Source organism: Bdellovibrionales bacterium (genome assembly GCA_018266295.1).
Taxonomy (GTDB): domain Bacteria; phylum Bdellovibrionota; class Bdellovibrionia; order Bdellovibrionales; family Bdellovibrionaceae; genus JACMRP01.
Genome location: JAFEAQ010000011.1, coordinates 174705 through 186853 on the forward strand (window position 1 = coordinate 174705; position 12149 = coordinate 186853).

Here is a 12149-nt window from a genome sequence, read left to right on the forward strand (position 1 = left end):
TAATTTAAACTATAACGACGAAATCCGAAACGCGCCCTCTTTGTCGAGACGATCCAGGATGCTTTGATAGTTCACTTTTTGAAACATTTCACGCAAGCGCTGCATGCGAACTTCGAGTGTGGATTGAAACCCAAGCTCTCCGAAAAGAGTCTGCGTTTCTGTACTCGAAAGCGGCTTCCCAGCAACACCAAAAGCCTCTGAAATCCAGTGGGCCCCTTCCATCGCACGAATAAACTTGCGAGAGAGCTCGAAAATTTGATCGCTGGTTTCTTGGGTCAGACGCTGCTCTTTCGACAGCACAAGCCCCGCGCCGTGGTGCTTTGCCTCGTCACGAAGAATGGTTTGAAAGTCATTCTTAAGATCTTCATCGATGCAATTTTCACGCAATGATGAATAGTGAGCAATCCCAAAACCTTCGAGCAATACTTGAATCACAAAGACGAGACAATCGCGCGTCCCCCACTGAATTGTTTCAGCTAAAATCGGCAGCATCGGGTGAAAGTGCGTTTTCAGTGTCGGCTGAAACCACATGGCATTCATAAAGAAGCGCAAATGGGTCGCCTCTTCCGAAGCCATCAAAGCATAGAATGTTTTTTCTTCAAGAGCCGGAGAGCTCAAGATCATCTTTGCCGCGTAATGATGGCCGGATTTTTCAATAAAATACGAAAGGGACAGATTCAGCTCCGTCAGCCTTAAAAGAATGTCTTCTTGAGCCGTTGGTTTTAGCGCCCGAAAAGCTGAAGACTTCTGCAAACCAAAACGTTCAGCGGCCCAGCAAAGATGTGGCTTTGCTGTTCTATTCGGTGTTGCGCCGCGTGCGCTGAGCATCGGATCCAGAATCTGAATCAGCGGATGCCCTGCCTGCAAGTGCGGCGCCTCTAGTACTTTATCAAGGTCGAACCACTCGTTCATATTTAAAAGTCTCTCCGTCTTCAACCCGCATATTCGGATAAAGTTCCGCCCCAGGCTCTAGGTGAACGCGAGAGCCAATAACAACCCCGGGACTAATATGTGCGTGATAAGAAATCATCGTGTCAGAGCCAATTTGAATTCGCTTCACAAAAAGAAAATAGCGGTCTTTGCTTTTCTTAATAACATGCGCGCTCATGTAAGAACGATTGCCGATAAATGAGCGGTCGCCAATTTCCAAGTGACCGCGATCGACAATCTGACACTCCGGCGTCCAATTGACGGCACGGCCAATTTTAGATCCCCAAAGACGCAACCAAGCACTGTAAGCTCCTGGAAGAATTCTCAGAGCCCGTTCAAAAAATGGAAAGTGTGAATACACGGATTGCAATTGATAGTACAAAAACCAAAGATTGCCATGCTTGGCACGCTTGCCGATGTGATAAGTCCCCTCAGAGTTCTGACCAAAGACAACTCTCAGCAGAACCCAAATCAAAGGCGACAGCAGATAGGAAAAGAAAAAACACAGCGCTAACGCTTCAGAATCCAAAGTGCGCACAAACCAAATGGCTGTCCCGGCAATCAGGGCGGACTGCATCACCGGATAAAAAGCAAAAATAGGTTCTAAGAACTTAGGCGGCGTCATTTAATGAATGGCACCCTGGCAGTCTCGCCGGCTTTCACTTTCATGAAATCTTCGAAAACCTGATCCATCATACGAGCCGTCAAAATGAGGGAGTTCACCATGCACTCTTCAATGGCCGACCAGTCTTCTTTGGTTTTTGCGAAGCGCTCAATCGTCTCTTCAACTTGTTTGGCGTGCACTTCGTCGATGCTTGAGTGTTCTCGGAAGAACGTCATTGCTTTATTCGGAACACCGAGGCCACCGGAAATCATTTCAAGCAGAGGCTGAATATAACCATACGATTGCTCTGCCCAGAAACTATAACCCAGGCGTGCCAGCGGATGGCCGTTACGCGAAACATGATAGAGGTACGCGATCAGAGTTTCGGTCGCGGTCAGTGGCTTTGGTAGGTGGTCTTCATCGGGAACGTCATATCCAAGATTTTTCAAATCATGAAGTGCCATGAGCTCGTGGCCCATTTCATCTTCCGCATGCTTTAAGCAAAACTTAGCGTAGCGCACATCCATTCTCTCAGGACGCGTGGCCACGAGAGCTTGATTGCGGGCATTGTGATATGTGTAGTGATAAGTTTCCAGCAGGTACAAACCATACAGGCGCTTATCGGCAAATCCCGGCTCCATCACTTGCGCAAGATAAGGGCTTGAACCCAGCTTCATAAATTCTTGCGTCAATCGTTCTTTAAGCTGTTTCAGACTCACGGAGAACCTCCAGGGTTTTATCATTTAAAAGTTCGGCAAGACGGTGAACGTAGAAATCGAGGAGATCTTCCTTCGAGGCATATAACAACTGATAGTTTCCTTGCCGCGCCTCAAGCCAGATGGGTGAAGCATCACTCTGAAGACCAAGGCGTTTCATATAAGTAACACGATTTTCGCGGCAGATGCCGACGATGCCATCTGCAAGCTGATTTGCAAACAAGTATTGCGCGGCTTTCACCACGAGTAAGCTTGCGTACAAGGCCATGCGCCCCATTTTGCGGTTTGTGCAAAGGCGGCTGAACTCGTAGCAGTGAGCGTGAGCGTCGGCATGAATGCGGAATTGATCCGACAAAGCGGAAAGCTCAAACGGGGGCGGCGTCGCCCGAACGCAAGCAATGATCTCGCCTTCGTACTCGAGAGCAAAATGCAAAGAGCGTTCATCCAGTTGCAGACTGTGCTCAATTTCTATTTGCGCCGTCTCCGTCAAATAAGGAGCGTCTCGCTTATGCCACTCACGGCGAAACTCAATCATGCGTGAATAGTCTTCTGACTTTGTCGTCATCGGCCCAAGCACTCGAAGTTTGGGAAATGTTTTCAGCCACTTGTCGACGGCTTCATAGGGAAAATTTTGTGCATTCATCTACTAGAAATTATAGAATCTAAATGTTTCTTGTATAGGGTGACTAGACCTTGCACGCTTAAGTCTTAAGCAAATCTAGACCACGGCGAATGAGGCGAAAGAAGTTTACTTTCGCTCCCAAACACGAAGTGCCATTTACCGAATGGCTTGTTCAAAGGCGGTGACGAATTGCACCGAGGTTCCGATACCTTAGACTCTTCTAACGAGCCCAGCGTTTCTGCAGCAGAATCATGGCGCTCTTTGATAGGATCGCTGTCTCGGGATTACCAAATAAAGTCTGATCCGAGTAACTCACGATCCCCGTCCAATTTTCAGGGAAGAGATAAGACGCTAAAACTGTTCCGGTGGCGTACCGTTGTGGACTGCCATTGGACTCAGTAGCCCCCGTGACACGGACGGCGTCCTCTTGATTCCAAGCAAGCGCGCCACCGAAACGCCATGAAGCCGAGTTCCACCCGGCTCCTAAAGAAAGACTGCCGCCATAGCCGGGAGTGAATGTCATGTCATTCGTAGTTTTCGACAATGAACGATGCACTTCGAACGTAGAGTTCAAATCCCAAGCGCGATAGCTCTTTGTTAAAACAGTTCCTGCACCAAACGCCCAGTAACCACGGCCGCGCGCACTGAGACCCGCATCTTCCGTCAGAGATTCTTCGAGCGACTTTCCGGTCGGCACCGTGAGCGTCAGAAAGCCCACACCCTTCGGCCGATAAGGATTGTAATCCCAATCTGGCAAGTATTCGTACGCTCCTTGAACCGCAATGTCGCCAAGGCCCGACGATGTTCCACCTTGCACCCCATCCCGCGTGCGCGTTTGCACTGGCAGAGAGAAGCCGGCTTGAAAACGGTCGTCGATAATATGGGCGCCGTCGATTTTTAAGATTTGCGAAACATCGGAGGTCTCGCGCTTTCGCCAAACGCCGTTGGCCGTGACGTCGGCCGCTACCTGAGACTGTGAGAATGAAGTGGAAAGCTGACCGGCGTCGTCGCCGGTAATGATGGCGGGAATTGAAAACGCCCCGCCACAACACGCCGATGCCAAAACCTTGGCAGGCATTAGCGCTAACAAAAAACTAGTAACGGTATGGCAAAGCAGTTTGTTCAAGGACTGTGGCTCCATTTTTGAGCTTAATTTGAATTTCCCAATCCCCAGGCATCACAAAGTAAACATCTGAAACAAGGTATTGCCCAGGATTCGTCTTTTCTACTTTCACGGGCGCTGAACCATGGCCCATGCTTGGCATCCACAATACAACCTCAAGATCGTTTTGCAAGTCAATGAACTGACTACGATCGGCAGGATTATAAAACTCCAAATAGAAAGAGCCCTTTGCCTCTTTGCTTGGCTTTTTATCCCAGATCAAATCAATGCAAACATTGGATTGCGCGAGATAGGCCCTGCAAGTGCCGTTTTCTTCGACAGCGGGATTGCGCTGAGGATCTTCATAGTTTGGTTTTGCACAAGACGCGAGCAGGATCATCGAACTTGCAACTAGCAAATAAATTAGACTTCGAAGTGCTTTCATGGGATGAATTCTTAACAAAATAGGTTAGTTTTTACTAATAAAATCAACCCCAACGAAAAAATTGGAGCTACCCATGTTGAAGTCTTTACTTGTTTCCGCAGCCCTGATGCTCAGCCTTCCAGCTCTTGCTGACGACCACGGCCACACTCACACTCCGAACGTGTGCTCTGCTAAAAACCCTGATGTTTGCGCTCACTTAGGCCTCTACGGCGCCTTGAAATCCTCTGTCGCCAACCAGTTCATCGTGGATATCATGACACCAAATGCAGCTCCTTTTCAAAACCTGAAAGTGGTTCTTTGGATGCCTGATATGGGCCATGGCTCTTCGCCTGTGACAATGCAGGACATCGGCAACAATCATTACCTTGTGACAGATGCTTGGTTCATCATGCCAGGTCAATGGACTGTGAAATTGAACTTTGATTTTGGTGGCGAGAACTTGGATATCGAGATTCCGTTGGAGATCGCGGAGTAGGTGCTGGCTGTCGCTAGCGTTCCTGCATCCTGACAACGATGGAAAGGTTCTGTCACAGAGCCTTTCCATCTTCTTTAGATCTTTTCTTCTTCGGTTCTTCGCTGAGTGTGTACATCAACAAGTCTAAACTTGTTGAATGCGTCTGTCGGATCTTTCTATTAAAAATTCTGTGTTCGCTTGGATGCTGTTTCTTGCATTCATCGTGTTTGGTTTGATCTCGTTTGAGCGAATGGGGATCAGCCAATTGCCAGATGTCGACTTTCCAGTTGTAAACGTTGCCCTGACTCTTCAAGGAGCAGCTCCTGAGATTATGGAGACCACTGTTGTCGATCCGGTGGAGGACTCTCTTTCAAGCGTTGAAGGCGTGACGCGAATCACTTCGGTTAGCAAAACCGGGATCGCCAATATCACGATTGAGTTTGAACTGGATCGCAACATCGATGCTGCCCTTCAGGAAGTCCAAACCAAAGTGGCGCAAGCGCAAAGACTTTTACCTGACAATGTCGATCCCCCCGTCATTACAAAAACCAATCCCGATGACCAACCCATTATCTGGCTCGCACTGACCTACGAAAAAAATGACCCCTATTTCATGATGAGTTACGCGAAGGACTATCTGAAGGATCGTTTTACTTTGGTGCCCGGTGTGGGCGACATCGTCCTCGGAGGATACACGGATCCCGCGCTGCGCGTTTGGGTGAAACCCAGTGCGCTGACTCGTTATCATATTTCAGTGAACGACGTTCTGTCGACGATTACCAATCAGCATGCCGAGGTTCCCGGCGGGTTCGTGCAGACTCCGCAAAAAGCTTTCAATGTGCGCACCTTGGGCGAAGCCAAAACTGTGCCGGAGTTTAATCAGCTTGTGATCTCGAGCCGCACTGGGCTTATCACGCAGGATCCAACCAATATTATTCGTATCGGCCAAGTCGCACGGGTGGAGGAAAATCTCGCCGAGGTCTATCGCATTTCGCGCTTCGATGGCGTGCAGGCGCTGGGGCTTGGAATTAAAAAGCAATTGGGCTCAAATGCTGTTGCCGTCGCAAGTGCTGTGAAAGAGCAGATGAAGGCCATTCAAGGTCAACTCCCGCCGGGAATGAAAATCCACGTGAACTTCGATTCCAGCCGCTTTATTGAACAAGCTGTGCATGAGCTTGTGAAGCATTTGTTACTGGCGGTGCTGCTCACCTCTTTTGTGTGCTGGGTTTTCCTTGGCAGTTGGACCGCAACGATGAATGTTCTGTTAGCGATTCCGACTTCGATCATGGGGGCCTTTGTCGGTTTGTACTTTGCAGGGTTCACACTCAACACTTTCACGCTGTTGGGACTGACTTTGGCGATCGGTATCGTCGTCGATGATGCCATCATGGTGCTAGAGAATATTTTCCGCTACAACGAAAAAGGCATGGGGCGGATTGAGTCCGCAATCATCGGTGCGCGCGAAATCACCTTTGCGGCCATCGCCGCGACCGCCGCCATTATTGCAATCTTCCTACCCGTGGCATTCATGAAGGGCGTGATTGGTAAATTTTTTCTCCAGTATGGTATTACCATTTCACTTGCAGTCGTACTCTCACTGCTTGAATCCCTGACAATTACACCGATGCGTTGTTCAACGTTCGTCCATCAGGGCGAAAGGTCGACGGCTCTTGGCCGCGGCTTTGAAAAAATGATGGAGCATGGAAAAGTTTGGTACGGAAAGAGCCTGAACTTTGCCTTGAATCATCGCTGGTCAATCATGATGGCGTCACTCGTTTTTGTTGTCGCTTCTTTTTACTCGATTCGTTTTTTAAACAAAGAAATGACTCCCGCTCAGGATCAGAGCTTGTTTATTATGCGCTTGATGACTCCTACGGGCTCGTCGCTGGAGTTTACCAATACCCGCGCGGCCCAAGTTGAACGATGGCTCCAAGGCCGCAAAGAAATCGCTCACGTCTATGTTGCCGTTGGCGGAACCGGCTCTTCCGGCGGCAGTGATACCAACACCGGCTTTATGTTTGTAACGATGAAAGACAAAGGAGAACGCGGCATGGACCCCGCCAGCGGCAAAGAGCTCTCGCAGCAAGACTTTATGGGAATCGCACGCAAAGAACTCGCAAAAATTCCCGACTTAAAAGTTTTTATGCTCGATCTGTCGTCCCGTGGATTTTCCACAGGCCGCGGGTATCCGATTGAATTTGTGCTTCAAGGCCCCGACTGGGACAAACTTGCTGAGCTCAATGAGTGGATGAAAAAGTCCATGGCGGACTCAAAGCTCATGGTGGATATCGACTCTGATTATCTCGAAGGGATGCCTGAAATTCAGATCGTCCCTAACCGCGTGATGGCAGCTCTGCATGGAGTTAACATCGAAGCCATCGGAAATACTGTCAATGCCCTGATCGGTGGCGTGAAAAACGGTCAATACACCAAAAACGGTCATCGCTATGATATCTATGTTCAGCTCGAAAAAGAAAAAAATCCGCGTGACGAAATCAACCGCCTGCTCATTGGAAACGATCGCAATAATCTAATTCCAATTTCTCGCGTGACCAGCATTCAGCAAAAACCTAGCCTGCAACAGATCTCGCGGGCGAATCGGCAGCGGGCTATTACCATCTATGCTAACTTGGCCCCAGGTGCTTCTCAACAAGCGGCCTTAGATTTCATTCGGCAGAAGTCCCGCGAACTGCCGCCGACTTATTTCATCGAGCAAACCGGGGCCGCAAAGACCTTTCAAGAATCTTTTCAGAGCTTGATTCTTGCCTTCGGCCTTGGCCTTTTCGTGGCCTATATGGTTTTGGCAAGTCAGTTCAACTCATTCTTGGATCCGGTTACTATTTTAATGGCACTGCCATTTAGTTTTAGCGGAGCGTTCTTTGCGCTCTTATTAACCGGCCAATCTATTAACATGTATTCGATGATCGGCTTGTTACTTCTTATGGGGATTGTGAAAAAGAACTCGATCTTGTTGATTGATTTTACCAACGCTGTTCGAGACCGCGATAAGAAAAACGCTCGTGATGCTCTCTTGGAGGCCTGCCCGATTCGTTTGCGACCTATCATCATGACGTCTTTTGCCACAATCGCCGCTGCCGTCCCGTCAGCAGTCAGCACCGGAGCCGGCTCCGAAACTTTCCGACCTATGGCCGTCACATTGATCGGCGGGGTGTTTGTTTCGACATTGTTAACTCTTTATATTGTGCCAATTACGTACTCTCTCTTTGATCGTTTCCGTAAAACCGGCCATCGCAAGGAAGAAGTGAAAGAAGCGTTTGATCATGTGGGTCAAACAGCCCTTGAAAGATAAAATAACTAGAGTTAAAAATGAGATATGAAAACACACGTAGTTATTATTTTACTAGCGGCTCTTTTTACTTTGTCTTGTGCCAGCACAACAGAAGAAGGCGCAACGGGTGTCACCCGCAAGCAGTATTTAGCCGGTGTCTCTTCAGAGCAAATTCTTGCTGAATCCGAGAAGGGTTATGAACAGACCAAAGCAGAGGCTCAGAAAAAGGGCACTCTTGATAAAAATCCTTCGCAAGTGGCTCGCGTCACGGCGATTGCAAAAAAGCTCATTCCGTTCACGCCGATTTTTCGCAAAGACGCTCTAAGCTGGAAATGGGAAGTCCACGTGATTACAAGCCCTGAGCTCAATGCGTACTGCATGCCTGGCGGAAAAATGATTTTCTACTCCGGTATCATTGAAAAACTGCAGCTCACAGATGGCGAAATCGCAGCGATCATGGGACATGAAATGTCTCACGCCTTGCGTGAACACGGCCGCGAGCGCATGGCGGAGGCTATTGCCGGCCAAGTCGGCAGCCAGGCTGTGGTGATGGGGCTTGTTTTGGGTGGAGTGATTGACCAAAAATACGCAGGCGTGGCTTCTGTCGGAGCTGCCGCCATCACTCAGGTGGTTATCTCACTTCCGCATAGCCGGACTCAGGAGTCTGAAGCTGATACAATGGGTGTCGAATTGATGGCTCGCGCCGGATATGATCCACGAGAAGCCTTGAACCTCTGGAAAAAGATGGGGGCTCAAGGTGGGTCAAAGCCACCTGAGATTTTGAGTACGCATCCTGCGGACAGCACCCGTCTCGAGCATATCGCCTCCCTGCTGCCTAAAGTTATGCCACTCTATGAAGCAGCTAAGGGAAAATAGCTAAAAATTCGACAATGGCCCTCGCGGCCCCACTGTCAAACTAGTGGGCTTTTTCGAGGGCATGCAAAAATCATCGACAAGTTTTTTTTCACTTCCCCTCTGGAATCTTGAATTTCCCCCATGGTAAACTGAGTTTATCAAGTGGGACGTCGTAGCTGAAATTAACGTGTAATGGGGGATACTATGAAACGGATTTTTGCAGTTCTACTTGCTAGCTTATTTGTAACAAGCATCGCAAAGGCACAAAGCCTCGGAGCTCTGAAAGAGCTCTACAAAAAAGACTCTCCGCTTGCTTACCAAGAAATGCCTGAAAAACAAGTCGTCGAGCCCGGCACAACGGATTTGACTCCAGCTGAAGAACAGCTCGCTGAAATGAAAGCCAAAGAGCTCGAAGAAAAGAAGGCCCAGGAAGAGCGTATTTATTTAGACACCGACTATCAGTTCTTCCAGGCTCTGAATATCACTCTTGACGAAGATGAGCTCGACCAAGCCTACAAAGCGAAGCTCGCTGCTGAGAACTTGGAAAAGCTTAAAAACACGGATGCGACGGTTAAGTCCGAGCTGAAAACCGCACCTGGTCTGCTGACTCGCAAAGAGGGCGCCGTGATGGATGAAAAACGTGTTTTGATCTTAAAGAAAATTGCCGTCAACGGTCAGTATGTGCGGGCCTGCATCCTGCAGCATAAAAAGCCTGAGGTTGAGTTCAAAGGCACTTCAATGACATTGGCGTGGGAGGTTGACCCTACCGGCAAGGTGGTCAATTCTCAGATGAAAGCAACGGACGTCGAAAACAAAGAAATCCAAGCCTGCGTTTTAAAAGCATTGGCTGACTGGAACTTCGGAGACGCGATGAAGGCCCAAACGAAGAACTCGCACATCGAGTACACATACCGCTTCGTCAACGCCACCAAAGAAGCAGCCAACAAACCAGCAACCGCAACGACAGCAAGCACCGCGAACTAACCCACAAAACCTCGAGCCCGCGAGTGAGGCCCCGGGGCCCTCATTTAAGGGCTCCCACCTTCACGTCAGTACTGACTCAGGAACGCACCTCACTTGGCTAGCTCCGCCGGCCTTCCTCCGTCCATGAGACCCCAAGGGCAGCGCAGCTCATCGAGGCCTACAGCCTCGCCTTACGACTCTCATTGAACCTTTTCCGGATCAGATCGAATAAATAGCAATCAACGTCTTTGAAGTACGACACTTCGGTAAGCGTGCAAGTCTTAGCATGAGGTAACGGCCCCCTCTGAATAAGGTCAACCTATAAGTTTACCTTATTCAGAGGGAGGCACTGAAAACATATAAACTTACTTATTCCGTCACTTCCGTAGGGGCTTTGGTTTATTATTCGTGTGTTTTGATTTCTTCTCGGAAATCTCTTCCCCAGGATAAAATCCTTGTAAAGGGGCGAAGGTCAAAAAGGCCTTTTAAAGATTTATCTTTGAGCTTTGAAAGAAGGCTTACAAGCAAAGAAGTAACAGTTCTGATAAATGCTAAATAAGCTTTTCGAGTTGGAAGTTTAATGAGCATATGAATATGTGACCAATAGCGCATGCCTATGCTCGGATCGGTTTGGCCTCAGGAATAAAAAAAACGGCGGGAGTTTCCTCTCGCCGTTTTCATTTTTTAATATAATCAGAATCCTAGTCTTCGTCTGACAACTCGTCGTCGCCAACGATGCCGAGGTTGTATTTCTCGATGCGGTAGCGCATTGAGCGGAAAGAGATATGGAGCAGCTTCGCTGCACGCTTCTTTACGCCGCCGGCCGCGTGGATCGCCTTTACCAGCAATTCCTTCTCGATTTGGCCCATGACTTTATCGAGATCTACACCGTCGTCGCCGATTTCGATTTCATTTGATGACGCCATCTTACGACCCGAGCTCGTGTTCACCATCGGTGGCAAGCTTTCAGGTAGGATCATCGCCCCACCTTCCAAAGCCACTGTGCGCTCAATCAAATTCTCGAGCTCACGCACGTTCCCTGGATAATCGTATTTTTTCAAAATATCCATCGCTTCTGTCGAGATACCGCCGATGTTCTTATTCAAACGCTCGTTGTATTTCTTTAAGAAGTGACCTGCCAAAAGCGGGATATCGTCGCGGCGCTCACGCAAGCTTGGAGTTTTGATATTGATAACATTTAAGCGATAGAACAAATCTTGACGGAAAGTGCCCTTCTGAACCATTTCCTCGAGATTTCTATTGGTTGCAGCGATGATACGAACTTCTACTTTCATATCTTCCGTGGCACCCACACGACGGATCACACGCTCTTGAATCGCGCGGAGGAGCTTTACCTGAATCGTGAGCGGCAATTCACCGACCTCATCCAGGAACAAAGTTCCAGAATCCGCCACCTCAAAGAGACCCGCTTTATCAGTCACCGCCCCGGTGAAGGAACCTTTTTTATGACCGAACATCTCAGATTCCATCAAGTTCTCAGGAATCGCACCGCAGTTGATTGTCACAAACGGCTTGTCTTTCAGTGGACCGTTGTAGTGAATCGCTTTCGCCACAACCTCTTTACCCGTACCAGATTCCCCAGTCACAAGAACGTTGGTTGGCGTTTGCGACACGCGCTTTACCATATCGAAAATGGAATGCATGGCCTGAGAGTTACCGACCATGTTCTGAAAGCTGTATTCTTTAACGAGTTCCTTTTTAAGAGATCTATTCTCAACTTCGAGATTGCGTGAGCGAAGAGCATTTTGAATGTTCAAACGAACTTCGTCGATCTTGAAAGGCTTCGTAATATAGTCATACGCGCCCATCTTCATCGCTTCAACCGCAGTCTCTGTCGTACCGAAAGCAGTGATCATCATGAACACGATTTCTGGAGCCGTTTCTTTCACGTGCTTCAAAAGCTCGATCCCTGTGACATGCGGCATTTGCAAGTCCGAGATAATCATATCAAAGCTTTTCTTCGCGAGAAGATCTTTCGCTTTCTGGCCATCCTCAGCAAGAGTTACTTCATAACCCTCTTTTTTGAGCATGATCTCAAGAAACTCGCGGATTGATTCTTCATCGTCTACTACCAAGATACGGGATTTCATGAATACTCCTAATAAAACTATTCTCACGTGTGATCGCAAGAATTTCAAAATCTTTTAT

At 48.5% G+C, this 12149-nt stretch carries 11 protein-coding genes; 4 read left to right on the forward strand and 7 right to left on the reverse strand.

Annotated features, from left to right (window positions below; genetic code table 11):
- Positions 1–9: 9 nt before the first annotated feature.
- The 6 genes from JSU04_09535 to JSU04_09560 all read right to left on the reverse strand — a co-directional run bounded on the left by JSU04_09535 (position 10) and on the right by JSU04_09560 (position 4419).
- Positions 10–912, reverse strand: a complete 903-nt coding sequence (locus tag JSU04_09535; protein ID MBS1970539.1) for a ferritin-like domain-containing protein — start codon at positions 910–912, stop codon at positions 10–12.
- Complete coding sequence (locus JSU04_09540) at positions 890–1555, reverse strand: hypothetical protein (GenBank protein MBS1970540.1); 666 nt, start codon at positions 1553–1555, stop codon at positions 890–892. Before JSU04_09540 ends, JSU04_09535 begins: the two co-directional genes overlap by 23 nt.
- Positions 1552–2253 (reverse strand): iron-containing redox enzyme family protein, encoded by a 702-nt coding sequence (locus tag JSU04_09545; protein ID MBS1970541.1) that lies wholly within the window; start codon positions 2251–2253, stop codon positions 1552–1554. Before JSU04_09545 ends, JSU04_09540 begins: the two co-directional genes overlap by 4 nt.
- The gene (locus JSU04_09550) at positions 2234–2893 is read right to left on the reverse strand and encodes a hypothetical protein (protein ID MBS1970542.1); all 660 of its coding nucleotides are present in this window, start codon (positions 2891–2893) and stop codon (positions 2234–2236) included. Before JSU04_09550 ends, JSU04_09545 begins: the two co-directional genes overlap by 20 nt.
- Before the next feature lie 199 nt (positions 2894–3092).
- Positions 3093–3950: a hypothetical protein gene (locus tag JSU04_09555; GenBank protein MBS1970543.1), complete on the reverse strand. Its 858-nt coding sequence runs from the start codon at positions 3948–3950 to the stop codon at positions 3093–3095.
- A 16-nt stretch (positions 3951–3966) separates the two neighbouring features.
- Positions 3967–4419, reverse strand: coding sequence for a FixH family protein (locus JSU04_09560; GenBank protein MBS1970544.1), 453 nt, complete (start codon positions 4417–4419; stop codon positions 3967–3969).
- Between the two features lie 73 nt (positions 4420–4492).
- Between JSU04_09560 and JSU04_09565 the strand changes: the two genes are divergently transcribed.
- From JSU04_09565 to JSU04_09580, 4 genes are all read left to right on the forward strand, one after another.
- Positions 4493–4894: a FixH family protein gene (locus JSU04_09565; GenBank protein MBS1970545.1), complete on the forward strand. Its 402-nt coding sequence runs from the start codon at positions 4493–4495 to the stop codon at positions 4892–4894.
- A gap of 136 nt (positions 4895–5030) precedes the next feature.
- The gene (locus JSU04_09570; GenBank protein MBS1970546.1) at positions 5031–8183 is read left to right on the forward strand and encodes an efflux RND transporter permease subunit; all 3153 of its coding nucleotides are present in this window, start codon (positions 5031–5033) and stop codon (positions 8181–8183) included.
- Positions 8184–8207: 24 nt separating this feature from the next.
- A complete protein-coding gene (locus tag JSU04_09575) occupies positions 8208–9038 on the forward strand; it encodes a M48 family metallopeptidase (GenBank protein MBS1970547.1) in 831 nt (276 codons plus the stop codon).
- A 183-nt stretch (positions 9039–9221) separates the two neighbouring features.
- A complete protein-coding gene (locus JSU04_09580; GenBank protein MBS1970548.1) occupies positions 9222–10001 on the forward strand; it encodes an AgmX/PglI C-terminal domain-containing protein in 780 nt (259 codons plus the stop codon).
- A 680-nt stretch (positions 10002–10681) separates the two neighbouring features.
- Here JSU04_09580 and JSU04_09585 read toward each other — a convergent pair.
- Positions 10682–12091 carry a sigma-54-dependent Fis family transcriptional regulator gene (locus JSU04_09585; protein MBS1970549.1) on the reverse strand — a complete coding sequence of 470 codons (1410 nt, stop codon included), beginning with the start codon at positions 12089–12091 and terminating at the stop codon, positions 10682–10684.
- Positions 12092–12149 lie beyond the last annotated feature (58 nt).

Coding starts and splice junctions, on each gene's coding strand:
- JSU04_09535 (MBS1970539.1), bottom strand. CDS start 912: ATGAACGAGTGGTTCGACCTTGATAAAGTACTAGAGGCGCCGCACTTG.
- JSU04_09540 (MBS1970540.1), bottom strand. CDS start 1,555: ATGACGCCGCCTAAGTTCTTAGAACCTATTTTTGCTTTTTATCCGGTG.
- JSU04_09550 (MBS1970542.1), bottom strand. CDS start 2,893: ATGAATGCACAAAATTTTCCCTATGAAGCCGTCGACAAGTGGCTGAAA.
- JSU04_09555 (MBS1970543.1), bottom strand. CDS start 3,950: ATGCCTGCCAAGGTTTTGGCATCGGCGTGTTGTGGCGGGGCGTTTTCA.
- JSU04_09560 (MBS1970544.1), bottom strand. CDS start 4,419: ATGAAAGCACTTCGAAGTCTAATTTATTTGCTAGTTGCAAGTTCGATG.
- JSU04_09565 (MBS1970545.1), top strand. CDS start 4,493: ATGTTGAAGTCTTTACTTGTTTCCGCAGCCCTGATGCTCAGCCTTCCA.
- JSU04_09570 (MBS1970546.1), top strand. CDS start 5,031: ATGCGTCTGTCGGATCTTTCTATTAAAAATTCTGTGTTCGCTTGGATG.
- JSU04_09575 (MBS1970547.1), top strand. CDS start 8,208: ATGAAAACACACGTAGTTATTATTTTACTAGCGGCTCTTTTTACTTTG.
- JSU04_09580 (MBS1970548.1), top strand. CDS start 9,222: ATGAAACGGATTTTTGCAGTTCTACTTGCTAGCTTATTTGTAACAAGC.
- JSU04_09585 (MBS1970549.1), bottom strand. CDS start 12,091: ATGAAATCCCGTATCTTGGTAGTAGACGATGAAGAATCAATCCGCGAG.